This window comes from Paraburkholderia sp., from assembly GCF_036488795.1.
GTDB lineage: Bacteria > Pseudomonadota > Gammaproteobacteria > Burkholderiales > Burkholderiaceae > Paraburkholderia.
The window spans coordinates 15,067-33,866 of sequence record NZ_DASXHA010000091.1 but is presented as its reverse complement, the minus strand read 5'-3'; the positions used below and the strand labels follow the sequence as shown (position 1 = coordinate 33,866).

At 63.3% G+C, this 18,800-nt stretch carries 17 protein-coding genes; 11 read left to right on the top strand and 6 right to left on the bottom strand.

Going from position 1 to position 18,800, the window contains the following annotated elements; genetic code table 11:
• The 6 genes from VGH41_RS12355 to VGH41_RS12330 all read left to right on the top strand — a co-directional run.
• Positions 1 to 850 (top strand): LysR family transcriptional regulator (locus VGH41_RS12355; protein WP_331597724.1); only part of this gene is annotated, 850 nt, incomplete at its 5' end.
• Between the two features lie 248 nt (positions 851 to 1,098).
• A complete protein-coding gene (locus VGH41_RS12350) occupies positions 1,099 to 2,265 on the top strand; it encodes a CoA transferase (RefSeq protein WP_331597723.1) in 1,167 nt (388 codons plus the stop codon).
• Complete coding sequence (locus VGH41_RS12345; RefSeq protein WP_331597722.1) at positions 2,262 to 3,026, top strand: enoyl-CoA hydratase; 765 nt, start codon at positions 2,262 to 2,264, stop codon at positions 3,024 to 3,026. Before VGH41_RS12350 ends, VGH41_RS12345 begins: the two co-directional genes overlap by 4 nt.
• Positions 3,027 to 3,051: 25 nt before the next feature.
• Positions 3,052 to 4,371: an MFS transporter gene (locus tag VGH41_RS12340; RefSeq protein ID WP_331597721.1), complete on the top strand. Its 1,320-nt coding sequence runs from the start codon at positions 3,052 to 3,054 to the stop codon at positions 4,369 to 4,371.
• A gap of 218 nt (positions 4,372 to 4,589) precedes the next feature.
• Complete coding sequence (locus VGH41_RS12335) at positions 4,590 to 7,019, top strand: penicillin acylase family protein (RefSeq protein WP_331597725.1); 2,430 nt, start codon at positions 4,590 to 4,592, stop codon at positions 7,017 to 7,019.
• Between the two features lie 30 nt (positions 7,020 to 7,049).
• Complete coding sequence (locus VGH41_RS12330; RefSeq protein ID WP_331597720.1) at positions 7,050 to 7,337, top strand: hypothetical protein; 288 nt, start codon at positions 7,050 to 7,052, stop codon at positions 7,335 to 7,337.
• Between the two features lie 97 nt (positions 7,338 to 7,434).
• On the opposite strand, the gene VGH41_RS12325 is transcribed toward VGH41_RS12330, so the two are convergent.
• The 6 genes from VGH41_RS12325 to VGH41_RS12300 form a co-directional block, all read right to left on the bottom strand.
• A complete protein-coding gene (locus VGH41_RS12325) occupies positions 7,435 to 8,142 on the bottom strand; it encodes a YceH family protein (protein ID WP_331597719.1) in 708 nt (235 codons plus the stop codon).
• A 196-nt stretch (positions 8,143 to 8,338) separates the two neighbouring features.
• The gene (locus VGH41_RS12320; RefSeq protein ID WP_331597718.1) at positions 8,339 to 9,397 is read right to left on the bottom strand and encodes a hypothetical protein; all 1,059 of its coding nucleotides are present in this window, start codon (positions 9,395 to 9,397) and stop codon (positions 8,339 to 8,341) included.
• A gap of 74 nt (positions 9,398 to 9,471) precedes the next feature.
• Positions 9,472 to 10,161 carry a TonB family protein gene (locus VGH41_RS12315; RefSeq protein WP_331597717.1) on the bottom strand — a complete coding sequence of 230 codons (690 nt, stop codon included), beginning with the start codon at positions 10,159 to 10,161 and terminating at the stop codon, positions 9,472 to 9,474.
• A gap of 25 nt (positions 10,162 to 10,186) precedes the next feature.
• Positions 10,187 to 10,585 carry a biopolymer transporter ExbD gene (locus tag VGH41_RS12310; RefSeq protein WP_331597716.1) on the bottom strand — a complete coding sequence of 133 codons (399 nt, stop codon included), beginning with the start codon at positions 10,583 to 10,585 and terminating at the stop codon, positions 10,187 to 10,189.
• 2 nt (positions 10,586 to 10,587) lie between these two features.
• Positions 10,588 to 11,277 carry a MotA/TolQ/ExbB proton channel family protein gene (locus VGH41_RS12305; protein WP_331597715.1) on the bottom strand — a complete coding sequence of 230 codons (690 nt, stop codon included), beginning with the start codon at positions 11,275 to 11,277 and terminating at the stop codon, positions 10,588 to 10,590.
• Between the two features lie 23 nt (positions 11,278 to 11,300).
• Positions 11,301 to 13,355, bottom strand: coding sequence for a TonB-dependent receptor (locus VGH41_RS12300; RefSeq protein WP_331597714.1), 2,055 nt, complete (start codon positions 13,353 to 13,355; stop codon positions 11,301 to 11,303).
• A 436-nt stretch (positions 13,356 to 13,791) separates the two neighbouring features.
• Here VGH41_RS12300 and VGH41_RS12295 point away from each other — a divergent pair, with 436 nt between their 5' ends.
• The 5 genes from VGH41_RS12295 (at position 13,792) to VGH41_RS12275 (ending at position 18,682) form a co-directional block, all read left to right on the top strand.
• A complete protein-coding gene (locus VGH41_RS12295; RefSeq protein ID WP_331597713.1) occupies positions 13,792 to 14,454 on the top strand; it encodes a phosphatase PAP2 family protein in 663 nt (220 codons plus the stop codon).
• A 168-nt stretch (positions 14,455 to 14,622) separates the two neighbouring features.
• Positions 14,623 to 15,345: a response regulator transcription factor gene (locus tag VGH41_RS12290; protein WP_331597712.1), complete on the top strand. Its 723-nt coding sequence runs from the start codon at positions 14,623 to 14,625 to the stop codon at positions 15,343 to 15,345.
• A complete protein-coding gene (locus VGH41_RS12285; RefSeq protein WP_331597711.1) occupies positions 15,314 to 16,705 on the top strand; it encodes a sensor histidine kinase in 1,392 nt (463 codons plus the stop codon). The genes VGH41_RS12290 and VGH41_RS12285 overlap by 32 nt, the downstream gene beginning before the upstream one ends.
• Before the next feature lie 138 nt (positions 16,706 to 16,843).
• Positions 16,844 to 18,040 (top strand): aminotransferase class V-fold PLP-dependent enzyme, encoded by a 1,197-nt coding sequence (locus VGH41_RS12280; RefSeq protein WP_331597710.1) that lies wholly within the window; start codon positions 16,844 to 16,846, stop codon positions 18,038 to 18,040.
• Positions 18,041 to 18,187: 147 nt separating this feature from the next.
• Positions 18,188 to 18,682: a cupin domain-containing protein gene (locus tag VGH41_RS12275; RefSeq protein ID WP_331597709.1), complete on the top strand. Its 495-nt coding sequence runs from the start codon at positions 18,188 to 18,190 to the stop codon at positions 18,680 to 18,682.
• The last annotated feature ends 118 nt before the right edge of the window (positions 18,683 to 18,800 follow it).

Genomic DNA, 18,800 nt, shown 5'->3' with positions numbered 1-18,800 from the left:
GGAGGAAGGCAGCATCTCCCGCGCAGCCGACAAGCTCAGTCTCGCAGTCGCGGCCGCGTCCCGCCGCGTGTCGGACCTCGAAGAACAGCTGGGCGCCAAGCTGTTCAAGCGGGTGCCGCATGGCGTCGAGATCACCGAATCGGGCCACAAGCTGCTGCAGTACGTTCGCCAGATCGACAATCTGATCGACCGCCTCGAAGGCGACGCGCAGGCGCTCAACCACGGTCTCGACGGCCGCATTATCATCGGTGCGCCCAAGGCGGTCGTGATCCAGTTTCTGGCCCGTGAGATTGGCGGTATCCAGCGTAAATATCCCGGCATCTCATTGCGCGTCGTCGAAGAGAACAGCAAGATCGTGCAGCAACTGTTGCGCGACAAGGTGATCGACGTGGGCATCTACGAGAAGAAAAGCGGCTTCCTCGATCTGCCGAAGTTTCCATACAAGGAAGACCGGTTGGTACTCGTCTATAGCCGGCCGCACTTCCAGTTTTCCACGGAACCGGTCGGCGTCGACGAGATTCTCGACCTCCCGGTCGTCAGCCTCGGCAAAGGCTCCGCCGTACTCGCCGCCGTGGAGCGCGCGTACCGCAGCCGCGGCCGGCAATTTCCCAGCAATTTCGTCGTGAGCGGTTTCGACACCATGCTCGCGATGGTGCGTCACGGCCTCGGCGTGGGCCTGATGCCGCCTGACGTGCTGCGCAGCTTCCATCCGGAAGATTCGCTGGCGTCCGCCGAGCTGTCCGGCGACTGGCATCAACGCGGCTATGTCCTGTCCTGCGTCGAAGGACACGCCCAGCAGCGGACCCTGCGCAACGTCGTAGCCGAACTGCTCGGCAACCCATCCGCGTAGCCGCGCCAACCCACTCAAGTTTTCCCGTTTCCTTGTCTGGTTTCGCGAGCCGCGAAACCAGACATGCTCGCGCCATTCTTGCGGCGGCCCAATCAGTACGCGACAGTTGCGGCATGACGGACCGTAAAGCCACGGCGACGCCGTCGCGTCCGTAACGCCCTGTCGTTGCACAGCACCTCGACACAAGGCGACGCGTGAAGACCACGGCACACAGTCCGACCGACTCACTCTCACGAAGGAGACCTGATATGACGCAATCACAGCACCTGCCGCTGCAAGGCATTCGCGTACTGGACGTAAGCCAGGTCATGGCGGGCCCGTTCGCCTGCATGCTGATGGCCGACATGGGCGCGGACGTGATCAAGGTGGAACCGCCGGAAGGGGACCAGACGCGCGGCGCGATGGGCTTCAAGATGAAGGGCCCGGACAGCATGGGGTTCCTGAACATGAACCGCAACAAGCGTTCGGTGACGCTGGACCTCAAGAGCGAAGAAGGACGGGAGTTGTTCTACAAGCTCGCCAAAACCGCCGACGTAATCGTCGAAAACTACCGGCCCGGTGTCGTGCAACGGTTGCGCATCGATTACGAATCCATCAAGGCAATCAACCCGAAGATCGTCTACGTCAGCATTTCCGGCTTCGGACAGAGCGGACCGTGGGCGTCGCGCCCTGGCTTTGACCTGATGGCGCAAGCCATGTCGGGCATGATGAGCGTGACCGGCTACAAGGGCGGCAAGCCTGTGAAAGCCGGCGTGCCGGTGGCGGACATCGGTTGTGCGCTGTTTGCCGTCTACGGACTCTTGTCGGCCTACATCGGCGCGCAAAAAACCGGCGAGGGTCAACATATCGATGCGTCGCTGTTCGATTCGGTGATGGCCTTCTCGATCTGGGACATGTCGGAATACTGGGGCACCGGTGTTGCGCCGACGCCGCTTGGCACCAGCAACAAGATGAGCGCGCCGTATCAGGCCGTGAAGGCCCAGGACGGGTACTTCGTCATGGGTGCGACCAACCAGAAGCTATGGACCAAGCTGTGCGAGCTGCTGGCGCGCCCCGACCTGATCAGCCATTCCGACTACGCAACCGTCTCGCTGCGGCTAAAGAACCGCGAAGCGTTGATCGAAACGCTGGAGCAGGAATTCGCGAAACGCGACAGCGCCGCCTGGGTCGATGCGATGCTCGCCGCCGGCATTCCGGCCGGCCCGATCCTGTCGTATCCCGAGGCGTTCGAAAGCGAACACGCCACACATCGCCGCATGTCCATGGAAATCGATCATCCGAACGAAGGCAAGGTCAAGAACATCGGCTTTCCCGTCAAGATGCTCGGTACGCCGCAAACGGTACGGCGCCATCCACCGCTGCTTGGCGAGCACAACGAGGAAATCTTCGCTGAAATCAACGGGACCGCGCCATGAGCGAGCCAGTCAAACTCATCGTCCATCCGACGGGCGCAGCGGAACTCGTGATCGACCGTCCCGAGCGGCACAACGCCATGACGCTTGCCATGTATGAAGCGCTGCTGGCGCTGCTCGCCCAATGCGAGCGCAACCCCGCAGTGCGCTGCATCCTGTTGCGGGGCGCGGGCGGCAAGTCCTTCGTTGCGGGCACGGACATCACGTATTTCAAGGACTTCAGCGACGGCCGCGACGGCGTGCGCTACGAGGCCTTCGTCGAGCGCGTGATCGATGCGGTTGAACGCATTGCGCTGCCGACCATCGCCGTGATCGACGGCTGGGCGGTAGGCGGCGGTCTCGCCCTCGCAACCGCCTGCGATTTCCGCCTCTGCAGCGAAGGTTCGCGCTTCGGCGCGCCGATCGCCAAGACGCTGTCGAACACGCTGTCATCGCGCAACATCGCACGGCTGCAGGCCGCGCTCGGCGTTCCGCGCGTCAAGAAGATGCTGATGCTCGCGGACTACATTTCATCGCAAGAGGCGCACGCGTGCGGCTACGTCTACGACGTGTGCTCCAAAGACGAGCTGGAAACGGCGGCTCATGCGCTCGCGCAACGGCTCATGGCGCTCTCGCCGGTCACGCAGAAAGCCGTTAAGGAAAGCTTGCGGCGCATCGTCGTCGAACAGCGTCTGGATGACGACGATCTGATCGAAGCGGTCTACGGCAGCACGGCCTTCAAAGACGCGGTGACCGCGTTCACCTCCGGCTCGTCGAAACAATAAAACAACGAATGAAGTGGAGAGAGACATGAAACGACTGCTGCCCAAGGCAACCACCACCGTGCTGGTGATGCTGTGCCTGATGTACTTCATCACCTATGTCGACCGCGTCAACGTCAGCACCGCCGCCGGCCAATTCAAATCCGAACTGGGCTTGAGCAACACCCAGCTCGGTTTTATTTTTTCGGCGTTCGCGTATCCGTATGTGGTGTTTCAGTTTATCGGCGGTTGGGTAAGTGACCGCTTTGGCGCGAAGCGCACGCTGATCGCCTGCGCGTTCATCTGGGCGGTGGCGACCACGCTGACCGGTTTGGCCGGCGGCTTCTATACGCTCATAGCCGCACGCCTGCTGCTGGGCTTGGGGGAAGGCGCCACCTTCCCGGCCTCCACTAGCGCAATGGCGTCCTGGGTGACGCGCGACAAGCGCGGCATGGCGCAAGGCATCACGCATTCGTCGGCGCGGCTCGGCAATGCGGTGGCGCCCATGCTCGTGCTTGCGCTGATGACCGCGTTCGACTGGCGCTTCGCCTTCTATCTGCTCGGCGCGCTGAGCTTCGGCTGGCTGGTGCTGTGGTACGTGACGTACACCGAAAAGCCGGCCGACCACCCGCGCATCACGGCTGAAGAAATCCAGGTGCTGCCGCCGCCGCGCGTGCGTCCGCTGGAAATGCCGGGCACGTGGGCGCGTCTTTATCGCCGGCTGCTGCCGGTCTCGCTCGTCTACTTCTGCTACAACTGGATTCTGTGGTTGATGCTCGACTGGATGCCGCTGTACTTCATGCACAGCTTCCATCTGAACATCAAGAAGGCGGTGATCTTTACGTCAGGCGTATTCGTCGCCGGCGTGTTCGGCGATCTGCTGGGCGGCCTGGTCAGCGACACGCTGCTGCGCCGCACCGGCAAGCTGAAACTCGCGCGCAGCCATCTGGTGGCGTTTTGCATGACCATGACCGGACTCTCGCTGATCCCGGTCCTGCTGATCCACGACAAGATGTATTCGCTCGTATTTCTCGCAGCGGCGATGTTCTTCAACGAAATGAACATCGGCCCGATGTGGGCCATTCCGATGGATGTCGCCTATGACCGCTCGGGCACGGCGAGCGGCATCATGAGCGGCACCGGCTTCACGGCGGCGATCGTCAGTCCTGTGGTGGCGGGCTATCTGATCGACCGGGTCGGAAACTGGAACATCACCTTCATGTTGTCCATTGCGGTGATGGCGTGCGGCGTGTTGATGACCTTCCTCATGAAACCCGACCGGCCATTCGATCCTCATCTGCAGCAGCCGGCGCCTGCGCGGCAGTGCAGTGGCCGCGACACTGCACTGCCGCTTGCGGATAAGAACTAGACGGCGCGCGTTTTTATAGTGTGACGGTTGGCGGAAGGTCGAATCTTCGGCGCGAGCCTTGGACGCACCACAGGCTCGTGGTATGTTCATACGCCACCCGGCCGACATGGCAAGCCTTCGCGCACGTGCACGTGACCAGGCCGCAACTCGACGATCCGTGACCTGCAATGAATCGCCCAAGCCCGCCCAGGCGGACATCGCGCGTGATCTGGCTAGTGATGCCGCTGTGCGTGCTCGTCGTGATCCTCGCGGCGGCTGTCATCACCGGCTGGCTGGTCATGCGCGCCAGCCTGCCGCGACTGGACGGCACCTACCCAGGCTCGCAGCTGTCCGCTCCGGTAACGATCGTCCGCGACGCACTCGGCGTGCCTACCCTGAGCGGCAAGTCGCGCGCGGACGTGGCCTACGCCACCGGCTTCGCGCATGCACAAGATCGCTTCTTCCAGATGGACCTGCTGCGCCGCGTCGGGGCTGGCGAGATGTCGGCGCTGATCGGTCCGCCCGCGCTGGATCTCGATCGGCGCAACCGCCTGCATCGGTTCCGCGAGCGCGCGCAGGCGCTGATCGACGCTCTCCCCGTGGAGCAGCGGCACTTTCTCGAACGCTATGCAGCAGGCGTCAACGACGGCCTCGCGTCGCTCTCCGCACGGCCGTTCGAGTACTGGGTATTGCGCACGCAACCCGTCGCGTGGCGCCCAGCGGACACGCTGCTCGTCGTGTATGCGATGTACTTCGATCTCCAGTCGTTCGAGATCGGTCACATCCTCGCGCGCGCGGCGCTACGCGAGCGCGTCCCCACCGACCTCCTCACCTTCCTGCTGCCTGCCGCCAGCCACTGGGATGCCCCGTTCGACAGCGCCGCACCGCGCTCCGTCGAACCTCCGGAACCGCCCGCAAGCCGTCCCTACTGGTTGTACATGTCGAAGTCGGCGGGCATCGCCCTTCCAGATGGCGCCCTGCCGGACAACAGCGTGACAAGCGCCAGCTCGATGATTGGCAGCAACGGCTGGGTCGTCGACGCCGCGCACAGTGTCCACGGCGGCGCGCTGCTGGCGAGCGACATGCATCTCGGCCTTTCGCTGCCCAACATCTGGTACCGGCTGTCGCTCACCTGGCCAGGGGCCGACGGGCACGCGCGCCGCGTCACGGGCGTCAGCCTGCCCGGCACGCCGTTCGTCACCGCCGGCAGCAACGGACAGATCGCATGGGGCTTTACGAATAGCTACGGCCGATTCATCGACCTGATCGAGCTGCAGCGCAATCCCGCCGATCCGCTGCAGTACCGCGCCCCCGGTGGCACATGGCAACGGGCGACGGTTCATCACGAGCGTATCGACATCAAGGGTGCGGCACCGGTCGATCTGCCGGTCGTCGACACCCAATGGGGGCCGCAGATCGTCGTCGGCTCGCATGCCTATGCGCTGCGCTGGGTTGCGCACGATCGCGAGGCCGTCAATTCGAACCTGCGGCAGCTGGAAGACAGCGCGAACGTCGAGGACGCGCTGCACGTCGCGCAAACCAGCGGCATTCCGACGCAAAACTTCATGGTTGCAGACTCGCACGGCAAGATCGGCTGGACGCTTGCCGGACCCCTGCCGCGACGCGACCCGCAAACGCAGGAGTCGGGCAGCACGACCGACGACCTTCCCTACGATGCCGATACCTATCGCGGCTGGCACGGCTACCTTCCACCCAATGCCTATCCGTCGCGCATCGATCCGCCGCTCGGGCGTCTGTGGACCGCGAACAATCGCACCTTGCCGCCCGCTGAAGCGCTGCGTCTCGGTGATGCAGGCGCCGACCTCGGCGCGCGGGCCTCGCAGATCCGCGACGACCTGCTCGCGCTGCCACACGCCAGCGAGCGCGACATGCTGACGGTGCAAACGGACGACCGCGCGCTGTGGATCGACGGCTGGCGCCGTCTCGCCCTGTCCGCACTTGATGACGATGCGTTGCGCGATCATCCCCAGCGTGCCGAATTCCGGCGGCTCGTAGCGTCATGGGATGACCGCGCCGATGTCGATGCAGTCGGCTATCGTCTCGTGCGCGCGTTTTACTTCTCGCTCTACGATGCGTGGTTCGGCAAGCTGGACGCGGACCTCGCGGCGAGCGCCGGCCAATCCACCGAGCTTGCGCGACTGGACTTCCGCGCGGCCAGCTCGCGTTATGAAGCGGTAATGGAATCGCTCGCCGCCCATCACGCATGGATACCGGAAGGCGTCGCGAACTGGCGCACGTTCATGCTGGACCGCGTCGACCGTGCGATCGCCCAGCTGCCGTCAAGCGTCACACTCGACAACGCGCGCTGGGGCGAACGCAACCGCGCGGCCATCGAGCATCCGCTCGCGCGGATCGTGCCGTCGTGGTTACCGTGGATGCGTGGCTGGCTCGGCGCGCCGCGCGAACCGCTCGCGGGCGACTTCAACATGCCGCGCGTGCAAGCGCCGTCGTTCGGCGCATCTGAACGGATGATCGTTTCGCCGGGGCGCGAGCAGGACGGCATCTTCGAAATGCCGGGCGGCCAGTCCGGCCATCCGCTGTCGCCCTATTTTCTGGCCGGACACGAAGCGTGGGTGCATGGCGGCGTGACGCCCTTCCTGCCCGGTGCGCCGGTACACACGCTTGAACTGGTGCCGCGGAATCCATAGACTTGTGCTGGCACCACGAAGGAGATTTCGATGATACGCAAGACGCTCAACGCATCCCAGCTCCAGCAGGAGGTCAACCGGCGTATTCATCGCCTGCAGGAAGTTGTCGACGACGGTGTGAAGATTCGCGTGCCGCGGCCGCAGTTGCAGGAGCCCGACAAAACCGGCTGCAACTGGACCATGAAAAACTTCGGCAACGCCGCCGGTTTCGAACGGGACATTGCCGGTGTACTCGAAGCCATGCGCGCCGAATACAACCTGGGCGGCGAAGCGAAGGACAAAACCAATCCCTTCGACAACTTTCCCGACAACGGCTAGGCAACCATTGAGCGGAGGCTCCATCTGAACTCATCTGGACCCTGCAAACTCGGGCGGGCGCCACAACACCCGCGCCGGTTGAGAGGTGCAATAACCGTTACTGCTCGCGCGTGAATTTGTCGATGTCGATGCCCAGTTCAGCGGCCATGAACTCGACGATCCCCTGCAGCCGCGCCATTTCGCCATTCAGGCGCTTCTGCTCCGCTTTCAATGCATCGAGCTCTTCGTATGGCGCCGCGTCCTGCGCCGCCACGCCGCGCACAGGCACTTCGCTCACGCTGACTTCGCCGCACAGCAGATGCATCCAGCGGCTCTCACGCTCGCCAGGAACGCGCGGCAGTTTGACCACACGCGCCGGATCATGGGCCGCGAGTTCCTCGAGAAACACTTCCACCGACGAGATGTCCGCGAAGTCGTGCAGGCGCGACGTGTTCAGGCGCAATTCCGCAGCGGTCTGCGGGCCGCGCAACATCAGCACGGTGAGCAGCGCTGCCGACTGGCTGGGCACGCCAAGCACGCGATTCATGTTGTGCTCGAAACGCGGCACACGGCTGCTGCTGCCTTCCATGACCAGACTCAGGCGTTTCAGATCGTCAATGGCTGTCAGCGCTTCCGCTTCGGTGACGTTCATCACGGGGGCGCGAGCGGTTTTCTGATTGCAGCCGGCGGTCAGCGAATTGAGCGACAGCGGATAAGTGTCGGGCACCGTGTGCTGCTTTTCGACCAGCACCGCCAGCACGCGTGCCTCGACGGGCGTGAGGGAGCGCATGGCTGGGCGGGAATTTGCGTCGGGGGTGGTATTCATAGGTGACTTCGCTACGAGCGGCGGCGTGCATGCCGCCCTCATCATGAGCCGGACGGGTTGTCCGGCAACGCTCCCTATGATATCCGGCATGCACGCTGCAGGTCATACGGTGTCGCCGTGGCGTGGTCGCGGCGAAAAGGTGCCGCCCGACGCGGCACCTTTGGCATGTTGCAGACTGCTCAGCACTGCAGCGCGCTTACTTGCGCTGCGCGACGAGCACTTCGAAGGTGCCGGGAATGACCATCGGACGCGGATGCGGGTTTTGCGCCGTCGCCGCTTCGGCCGGACCAAACTTCGACGACACCAGATACACGCGATGCATCTGCGGATCGAGCGCCATCGTCTTCGCGCCTTCCAGCGTCTGCACGTTCTGCACGACGCTGTAGTGGTCCGCGTCATCTTCGTGGACCACGGTGAGCGTGCCGTTCGCACCATTGGAGCTGAACGCGAGCTTCAAGGCCGGATCGAACGCGGCGGAATCCGGATGACCGCCAATCGGCAAGTCGGCCACCGCATGGCCCGACGCCGTATCCACGACCATCATGTGCTGGTTCGCGCACACCGTGAACAGGCGCGCGTTGGTGGCGTCAATGGCGAGTCCGCTCGGCTCCTCGCACGGCGCGAGCGGCCAATGCGCCAGCACCGCCGCCGAGTGGGCATCGATCTCCGCGATCTCGCTGCGGTCTTCCACGTTGACGAACACGTGGCCTTGAGCATCGGCGGCGAGTGCCTCCGGCTTGCCGCCCACCTGGGTGGTCGCGACGATCTTGCGCGTCGCCACATCAATGGCGCTCACGCTCTTGTCGTGCCCGTTGCTGACGTAAACACGCTGCAGCGAAGGCACATACAGAATGCCGTCCGGATCGGGACCTGCAGCCTGAATGGTGTCGATCACCTTCAGCGTATCGAGGTTGATGACGGTAATCGTATTCGCGCGGCCATTGGTGATGAAACCCAGCTTGCGATCCTGCACGAAGGCGAAACCATGCACGCCATCGGTGTTTTCGATCTTGCCGAACAGCTTGCCGGTACGCGTGTCGATCACCTGGACATGGCTGTCGCGGCTCACGAACAGGTGATGACGCACCGGATCGTATGCCACGTAGTCCCAACGCTCGCCGCCTTCCAGCGTATAGTGCCGCGCCACTTCGAACTGCGTATCCGCTTGCGCGGTCGCCGCGTGCGCCGCGCTGCACAACCATGCGGAAAGGAGACCACCCGCAATCAGCATGTGAAAAATGTTGCTTCGTTTCACGTTGAAATAACTCCGGTTGATTCGGTTGATTTGATTCGGCTGATTTGATTCGATTGGGCCTGCCCGCCTGACGGTCAGCCCTGATCGTCGAGATTGAACGTGACCCACAACTGTTCAGACAGCGTCTTGCCCACGAAGGCCGGTTCGGGCTTCGGATAAGCCGCGTCGCGCACGGCTGCGACGGCCGCGCGATCCAGCAACCCCATGCCGCTCGAGACCACCACGCTCACATCCGACACCACACCGTCGCGATACTTGAACGCGACGCGGGTGCGTCCGGACATGCCTGCCATGCGCGCCGACTCGGGGTAATGCAGCGCCGCCTGAATCGCCGCGCGCAATGCGCCCTCGAAACTCGGCGATGCCGTCGCGGGTGCCGCAGGCGGAGGAGGCGGAGCGGGTGCGGGACGCGGCGCGGGCGCCGGCTCGCTCGACGCGGCCGAAGGCATCACCGGCGCGGGCGTCGGAGCCGGCAGCGGCATCGGCGCGGGCTTCGGTGGCGGTGTGTGCGTCACGACGCGACGCAACGGCACAACCGGCCGCACCGGAGGCGGTGCCTGGGGTTTCGGCGGCGTTGGCGCAACCGGCTTCGGCGCGGGCGGTGCCGGCGCAGGAGGCGCAGCCAGTGTCAGCACGGTCGGCGGCGGTTCCACCGGCGCGGGCGACCTGTGCGTCAACAGCACGAACGCGCCACCCAACAGCAATCCTTCCACGACCAGTGCGATCGCAGCCGCCGGATACAGGCGCGTTCGTTCTTGCCGCATACCAGAAGCAGGGACAGTCGCCATATCAGTTCGCCACGGGTTGCGCGGCCAGCGCGATCTGCGTCACACCTGCCGCCCGGCACGCGTCCATCACGGCGACGAGCTTCTGAATCTGCGCTTCCTTCGAACCGGCAATGGTCACCGCGGTATGAGCAACGTCTGGGCGCGCCGCGAGCAGTGCCGTCAATTGCGCGGTGCTCAGCGTGCGACCGTCGACGGACAGACTGCCGTCGGTCGCAAGCGTGACCGTCACCTTCGGCGGCGGCAACGACTGCGTAGTGGCGCTCGAAGGCAATTGCGTGCGCAAACCGGCATTCGGGATCATATGCAACGTGATCATGATGAAGAACACCAGCAGAAAAAACATGATGTCGATCATCGGAATGATCTCGATGCGAGCCTTGCGCGCTTCGAAGTACTTCATCGTCACACTCCCTGCGACGCGAGCTTGCCGACTACCGCACGCGGCGCTTCGCGCACTGCCTTCCCGGCTTCCTGCGAGGACGCCGAGAGACGGTTGACGAGTGCCGCCTTCACGGTCTCGAGCTGATGCACGACGGCGCGTACCCGATTGTGAAGACCGTTGAAAAACACCAGACCGATCATCGCCACGAACAGGCCCGATGCCGTCGCGATCAGCGCCTCGGCGACGCCGCCCGTCACCTGGGTGGGCGCATTGCCCGGATTCGACAGCACCTGAAACGCGTTGAACATGCCCACGATCGTGCCGAACAGGCCGAGCAACGGCGCCAGCGTGACGATCGTATCGAGCACCCACAGCAGGCGGTCGATGCGCGGTGCTTCGCGCATGATCGCTTCGTCGAGGCACGCGCCCAGTTCTTCACGCGACGCCTGACCGGCCAGGTTCGCCGCCGTCTTGATCAGCCTGCCGGTGGGCAGGTTGTCGAATTGCTCAGCGCAGGCTGCGAGCGTGGCCGCGTTCAGCGGATTGAGGTGATCGAGCTGTTCGAGCGCGTCGCGGCCGCTGCCCGCTACGCGGTGCAGATACCAGAAACGCCCGATGATGATGGTCAACGCGACGAACAGCATCGCTGCGATCACGTAGAGTACGCCGCCCGAATCGTTTGCAAGGTCGGTGATGTGGGCAAGGTTCATGGCTATAAGTTTCCTGGTGAAAATCAGAAGTCCATCTGCACGGTACCGATGAACGCGCGGCCCGGAACCGTGTAGTAGAGCGGCGTGCCGTCAGCAACGGTCTGGCCGGCGAGCCAGTCGATGCTGGTGCGGTTGAACAGGTTGTCGATCTGGAAGCCGAGGCGCACGTCGCGGAACCACGGCGCGGGGCTCTTGAACGTATAGCCCGTTGCGAGATTCGTCACGGCATAACCGCCGATCGGGATCTGGTTGCCCGTGAGGCCGTACTGCCGGCCGATGAACTTGGTGATCAGCGAGCCGGTCAACGGGCCGTGCTCATAGAGCACGCCGAAGGCCGCCGTGTCGCGCGGCGCGTTTGGCATCCAGTCGTTGGTGCCCTTCTGCTTGGCCGAGTTGATCGTGAAGTTGCCGTACAGACTAAAGCCCAGCCCCGCATAGTACGTCCCTTCCGTTTCAACACCCTTGTAGATTGCACCACCCGCATTCTGGAAGAAGGTGACTCCGCCGATCGTCTGGCTCGTGACCGCGTTCTTGAAGTCGATGTAGTACAGATCGACCGAAGCCGTCACGCGATCGGTCTTATAGGTGGTGCCGATCTGATAGTTGTCCGTCTGCTCCGGCGAGGGCTGGCCGGAGATAGCCGGATTGTTGACGTAGAGCGCGTTCAGATTGGGCGCGAGAAAGCCCTGTGCATACTGGGCGTAGGCGCTCCAGTTCGGATTGATCTGCTCATGAATCTGCAGCGAAGGCAGCGCCTTGGTCCAGGTGTGGCTAAAGTCCACCGGCGTGCCCGAACCCTGGTTCATGTCCGAGTACAGGTGCCGCGTGAACGAAACATATTTCACGCCGGGCGTGATCGTCAGACCGAACGGCAACTTCAGTGCGTACTGGATGTACGGCTCCCACGTGAGGAAGTTGTCGTTCATCGAGAAGTTCGGCGACACGAACGCGAAGTTGAGCGTGTCGTCGACGTTGAAGTTGTTGCGGAAGTTGGTCTGGTACGTGAGCCAGGTGCCGAGCTCGAGCGTACCCGGGCCGATATCCCTTTGCGCGCTCAGCACGTCGCCCCAGGCGCGGTAATTGTTGTTCATCTCCTGACCCGGCACGTTGTTCGCACCGAAGATCGTGCCGTTCGGCGTTTCGCCGTTCGGATCCAGGCCGTTAAAGCCGTTGTGGTAGTAGCCGTACGTATAGAGCTTGTTGTCGATCGCCCACTGCGCGACCTTGGTCTGAATGCCGATGTACTCGAAATCCGTATTGATCAGGTCGAAGTTGTATCCCGAGAACGCCTGGCTCGCCGGGTTGCTCGAGAGACCGAAGTTGGGGCCGAACTGCGCGATCTGGGCCGACGTCGCGCCGAGCGACACGTCCTGATGAATCTTGGTGTAGGTGGCGAACACCGTGAGCAGCGTATCGTCGCCAAGCGGCTTTTCAAGCTTGAAGTAGACGTTCTGACGACGCTGCGCCGAGCCGGTCAGATAACCGTCGCTGCTGCTCTGCGTGTAGCCGAACATCGCGCGCGCGTCGCCTAGCTGCTGGATGTCGCCGGTGTTGAACTCGGCGCCGGCGAGCCACGTGTCGAAGCTTCCATACGAACCGATCAGCGAAGCCGACGGAGTCATCGTCGGGTCCTTCGACTGCATGCCCAGCGTGCCGCCGAAGGTGGCGAAGCCGACTTGCGACGCGTCGCCCGGCCCGCGATCGACGGTGATGCCGTTGAGGAACTGCGACGTGAAGAACGAGGTCGAGTGATGCGTGAAGTCGTTCGTGTCGCCGAACGGAATGCCGTCGAATTTTACGTTGTACTGGCCGTCCTGGAAGCCGCGGATCGTGACACCCGCCGACTCCATCAGACCAGGGCCGTTCGGATTGACGCTTTGAACACTCGGCGCGATGTTGGCAATGTCGCTGTAGTTCGCGGTGGGTGCCGTGCTGTTTTCGATGTAGCGGCGGCTGATGGTCGACTGCGGTTCCGTTGCCGTGAGCGAGCCTTGCGAAGGCGCTTGAGCCGGTGCGGTTTCGACCTTCCTGTTTGCGCTTGTGGTGCTATCCGGCGACGAGACAGCCGTGCTTTGCACCGAGCCAAGGTCCCCCGAGGTTTGAGCATGAGAGACCTGCGTCCCTGCGGCACAGAGTGTAGCGAGAACGAACTGCGTCAGCGGTTTTTTATGAAGCTTTGAACGTACCCGTTGCATGATGCATGCATCCTTGTTTTTGAATGTGGCCGTGGGGCAGTGAGTCAAACAAGCCGCGATGTTATCGACGGTGCGTTAATACCCAGTGATGGCTAACTTACGAAGTTAAAGTTCTTATTACGGATCCCCGACACGCTATGGCAGGCGTGCTACAGGTCTCACGTGAGCTTAACTTTGTAAGTTTGCGGACACCGCTCATTCACCTGTTCGAACTAGCATCGGCAACTCCGGCCGTCATCCTCACCTCATAAGCACCATGAAACATCGCTCCTCTTTATCCCTCGCTGTTTCGTTGTTGATAGCAGCGGCCACAACGAACGTGGCAGGCCAGTCTGCGCAAGCGCAAACCATCACGTATCTCGACGCGCACCAGGTTGATCTGAGCAAGCTTCTTGCACCGCCGCCCGCTGCGGGATCCGTTCGCGCACAAGCCGATATGGCGGCCGTGCTCGAAGTGCAGCGCACCCGCACGCCCGAACAGGTGGAGCGCGCACGAGCCGACGTCAAGAAGTCAGTGTTCCGCTTTGCCGATGTGCTGGGCCCGTCATTCAACGAAGCCAATCTGCCGAAGACCGCGGCACTCTTTGACGCCGCGAGCCATGACGCGTCGACGATCGCGAAGAGCGGCAAAGACTTTTTCTCGCGCGCCCGGCCTTATGTTGCGAACAGCGCAGTCCATCCCTCGGTGCCGCTCAATCCGAAAGACGGCTACGATTCATATCCGAGCGGTCACGCCACCTTCGGCTACATGAGCGCGATCCTGCTCGCGCAAATGGTCCCGGAAAAGCGCGATGCGATCTTCGCGCGTGGTCGGGAGTTCGGTGAAAACCGCGTCGTGGATGGCGTTCACTATCCGAGCGATGTAGAAGCCGGTCGCATTGACGGTACGCTCGTCGCCGAGGCGCTGATGGCAAATCCCGAGTTTCAGAAGGCTTTTGCCGAGGCGAAAGCCGAACTGCGCGCGGCTCTGGCGCTCAAGTGATACAAGCCTGGCGCATGGCTCGTGCCGCCGTGTCACGAAGCGGCCACATTGCCGTGTCAGGCTGCGCGGCCAGACGTGATCAGTCTGAGCGTCCGGCTCAACGTGTAGCGAATCGGCACAAGCGTCTCTGCTTGATCTCGTGCCGCTGATCAATGGGAAAACCTTCTTTTGGAAAGTGACTCGCCGCCCGCCTGGCCGAAGGCTCGCAAACCGCGCGTGCTGGTTGTCGAAGACGACGATCACGTGCGTCTCGAAGTGACCGCGGCACTCGAAGACTACGGCTTCGCAGTGGATGGCGTCGCCAGTGGACACACGGGCCTCCTGCGCGCGCTGGATGGCGACTTCGACGCGGTCGTACTGGATCGCATGCTGCCGGATGTCGACGGCCTGTCGATCCTGTCCACCTTGCGCAATGTCGGCAAAGATACCCCGGTACTGATCCTGAGCGCACTGTCCGCGGTCGATGAACGGGTGCGCGGCTTACGTGCGGGCGGCGACGACTATCTGACCAAGCCGTTCGACAGTCTGGAACTGACCGCCCGTCTAAACGCGCTGCTGCGGCGCCGTTCGTCGCCGCAACAGCCGTCGGCGCTGAGCGTCGGCGATCTGGTCCTCGATACGAGTACGCACGCCGTCCAACGCGCGGGTGAGGTGATCGATCTGAAACCGCGCGAGTATCAGTTGCTCGAATACATGATGCGTCATGCAGGACAACCGGTCACACGCGCCATGCTGTTCGAGTCCGTATGGAATTACCACTTCAACGCGCAAACCAACGTGATCGACATGCATATCGGCCAGCTACGCCGCAAGATCAGCCTGAACGGGCGGCTCTCCATGATGATCCACACGGTGCGCAATGTTGGCTACATCCTCCATGCCGGCGAATAAGCGCCGCCCGCGCATGCATGTCAGCAGCACGGCGTGGCTGCTGACCGTCTTCATCAGCTCGGCGGTCGCGCTGTTCGCCATGCTGTACTGGGTGACGCACAGTTACCTGCTGCACGAGGTGGATGAGCGCCTGCTCGGCGAGGTCGCGGAGTTTCATTCCATTGGCCATGACGAGGCGATTGCGGACATCGCCGCATTGAGCCGGCGCGATGTGGCGAGCAGCCGGCCGTATGGCGTCTTCGATGCCGACGGCAGGTGGCTCGCGGGCAATATCCCCATGCTGCCGGACTCGCGCGTCGGCAAACCGTTCTACTACGATCAGGCCGTGCGCGACGGCAATCGCATGAGAGACGCGCATTTTCGCGGCATCATCGTGCCGACGCTGAGCGGCCTGCGCATTGTCGTGGGTCACTCGATAGACGAAATTCTCGACTTCGACCGCACGCTCGTGAACATGCTCTGCGTGGGCCTGACACTGACCATCATTCTCGCGGTGGGTTGCGGCGCGGCGCTCAACGCCATGTCGAACCGGCGCATCAGGGCGATCAGCCTGACCGGGCGCGAAATCATGGCGGGGCAACTGAGCCGCCGCTTGCCGACGCGCGGCACGCATCACGATCTGGATCGACTGGCTGGCATCGTCAATACGATGCTCGACGAAATCGAGCGGCTGGTTGCCGAGGTCCGCGGCGTATGCGCGGGTATCGCACACGACCTGCGTACGCCGATGACGCACCTGCGTGCGGGCCTCGAACGCGCGCGGCGGCGCTCCGATACCGTGGCCGACTACGAAGACGCAGTCGATGCCGCGATTCTGCAATCGGACGTCGTGCTGAACCGCTTTACGGCGTTGCTTCGCATTGCGGAAATCGAAGCCGACGGCAGGCGCGCGAGCTTTGGCGATGTGTCGCTGGACACGGTGTTGCGCGATGTCGTCGAACTGTACGAGCCGGTAGCCGACGAGCGCGGCCTGTCGGTCTGCGTCCATGCGCCGGAACCCGTGAACGTGCATGGCGACGTCGACCTGCTGTTCGGCGCGATCGAAAACCTGCTGGATAACGCGCTCAAATTCACGCCGAGCGGCGGCACGATTACGCTCGAAGCGGGTGTCGACGCGGACAAGCCGGTCCTGCACGTGGCGGACTCGGGCCCGGGCATCGAAGTCGGCGAACGCGAAGCGGTCCTTCGTCCGTTCTATCGCAGCCCCAGTCAGCGTGCGCATGCCACTGCGGGGCATGGTCTTGGCCTGAGTCTCGTCGCCGCGATTGCGCGCGTTCACGACGCGGACGTCGAAATCCACGACAACCAGCCGGGTTGCAAAATGGTGCTGCGTTTCAAAGGGTGTTTGCCGGCGCGCTGAGCCGTCGACGCTTGCCCCATGCTTCCGGATGCGAGCGTCGCAGGCGTTCACACAAAACGGCAATGATTTCGCTAACATAGCCTCTCGTCGCGACCCCGCCGTCCTCAATCCGATTCGCATCACTGGAGCCCCGCCTCAATGCCCGCACCGCTCACTCCCGCTGCCATAGAAGCGTTGCGCGCCCGGACGCCCGGCGCGTACAGCACGACCCACTTCAACCACGCGGGCGCGTCGTTGCCTTCCACGGGCACGCTGGAGGCCATTCATGCCCATCTGATGCGCGAGGCCACGATGGGCCCGATGGAAGCCGGCGTGGCGGCTCGCACCCAGACCGAAAGCGTGCGTGAGCTCGCGGCGCAGATGTTCAACGCCCAGCCTGCCGAGATTGCGTTGACTACCGGTAATTCACAAGGCTGGGGCACGGCATTCGCCGCGCTGGGCGCATGGTCGCCGGGCGATCGCATCCTCGTCGGCCGTCACGAATGGGGCGGCAATCTGGCGGTGATGCGTCTGACTGCGCAGCGCGCCGGGGCATCGATCGAAACCATCCCGTCCGATGACAGCGGCGCCGTCGACCCCGCGGCCTTGACAGCGATGCTCGACGAACGGGTGCGGCTGATCGCGCTGACGTGGCTGCCGGCAAATGGCGGCCTGATCAATCCGGCTGCAGCCATCGGACAAGTGGCGCGGCGTCACAGCATTCCGTACTTTCTCGATGCGGCCCAGGCGGTGGGGCAGTTGCCCGTCGACGTGGTCGAACTGGGCTGCGACGTCCTGACCGGTCCGGTCCGCAAGGCATTGCGCGGGCCGCGCGGCACCGGTCTGCTATACGTGCGAAGCAGTTTCGTGGAGCGGCTCACGCCTGCCTTTGCAGACACGTTTTCCGCCCCGCTCGATACCCAGGGCGAGCCCATACTGCGCACCGACGCGGCGCGACTCGAATTGTCGGAAGGTTCAATGGCGTTGCGCTGCGGCGTCGCCAACGCGTTGCAGGAAGCGCTGGACATCGGCCTTGAAAACATCCGGGCGCGCATCGACGATGTCGCACAGACGTTGCGCGCGCAACTGATGGAGCTCTCCGGTGTGACTGTGCTGGACCAGGGGCGCGAGCGCTCGGGACTGGTGTCGTTCAACGTGGCGGGCTACGAGAGCCACGCGGTTCAACGCGCGCTCGCGGAACAGGGCATCTCGATCGGCAGCAATGGCGTCGCCTATACGCCACTGGATACGAATGCGCGGGGCCTCAGTCAGATCGCGCGTGCTTCCGTCAGCTACCTCACCACCGACGCGGAAATCAGCCGCTTGCTCGACGCTGTGCGCGGCCTCATCCGCTAAAAGTGGCTGCATCTTTTTGGCGAGCCGTGACGCAGCCTGGGCATGGCTGTAAGATCGTCGCGCACTGACAATAATCGATCGCGCTGCGAGCGGCCGCCGCCAGCACAAAAGCGACGCCGCACGGCACACCGATCTAAGGAGACGACGATGGAACGACCCGAGTTCATCCGCCACTGGACCGAACTGGAAGGCCCCGACAATAAGCACTACCCCGACAGCACCGAACTTCAAGGCATTGGCGCGCCGCTTGCGAGCAAGCTTGGACTGACGCGCATCGGCATTCACCATGTCCGCTTGCTGCCCGGGCGCCGCACTTCGTACCCGCATGCGGAAAGCGCGGAAGAGGAGTTCGCCTTCGTGATCGAGGGAACGCCGGATGTGTGGATAGACGGCAATCTGCATCCGCTCAAGCCGGGCGATTCGGTGGCGTTTCCGGCGGGCACGGGGATTTGCCATACCTTCATCAACAACAGCAACGCCGAGGTACGGCTCATGGTGATCGGCGAACCCGCCAAGCCCGAGAACCGCATTCGCTATCCGATGAACGAAACGTATGAGGCGACCCGGCCCGACCGCTGGCTCGACTGGCCCGCGCGTCCAATGGGCCCGCATGACGGCAAACCCAACGGCGGCCAATCCTGACGCTACGTGTGATACTGCGCTTACCGTTTTCCTCGCAAACGCGACCGTAGAAACGCTGAAGCCGACCTGACGCATCCTGCACCAGGTCGGCTTCGTCTTTCAAACCCGCCATTCGATG

Coding starts and splice junctions, on each gene's coding strand:
- VGH41_RS12350 (WP_331597723.1), top strand. CDS start 1,099: ATGACGCAATCACAGCACCTGCCGCTGCAAGGCATTCGCGTACTGGAC.
- VGH41_RS12345 (WP_331597722.1), top strand. CDS start 2,262: ATGAGCGAGCCAGTCAAACTCATCGTCCATCCGACGGGCGCAGCGGAA.
- VGH41_RS12340 (WP_331597721.1), top strand. CDS start 3,052: ATGAAACGACTGCTGCCCAAGGCAACCACCACCGTGCTGGTGATGCTG.
- VGH41_RS12335 (WP_331597725.1), top strand. CDS start 4,590: ATGCCGCTGTGCGTGCTCGTCGTGATCCTCGCGGCGGCTGTCATCACC.
- VGH41_RS12330 (WP_331597720.1), top strand. CDS start 7,050: ATGATACGCAAGACGCTCAACGCATCCCAGCTCCAGCAGGAGGTCAAC.
- VGH41_RS12325 (WP_331597719.1), bottom strand. CDS start 8,142: ATGAATACCACCCCCGACGCAAATTCCCGCCCAGCCATGCGCTCCCTC.
- VGH41_RS12315 (WP_331597717.1), bottom strand. CDS start 10,161: ATGCGGCAAGAACGAACGCGCCTGTATCCGGCGGCTGCGATCGCACTG.
- VGH41_RS12310 (WP_331597716.1), bottom strand. CDS start 10,585: ATGAAGTACTTCGAAGCGCGCAAGGCTCGCATCGAGATCATTCCGATG.
- VGH41_RS12305 (WP_331597715.1), bottom strand. CDS start 11,277: ATGAACCTTGCCCACATCACCGACCTTGCAAACGATTCGGGCGGCGTA.
- VGH41_RS12285 (WP_331597711.1), top strand. CDS start 15,314: ATGTTGGCTACATCCTCCATGCCGGCGAATAAGCGCCGCCCGCGCATG.
- VGH41_RS12280 (WP_331597710.1), top strand. CDS start 16,844: ATGCCCGCACCGCTCACTCCCGCTGCCATAGAAGCGTTGCGCGCCCGG.
- VGH41_RS12275 (WP_331597709.1), top strand. CDS start 18,188: ATGGAACGACCCGAGTTCATCCGCCACTGGACCGAACTGGAAGGCCCC.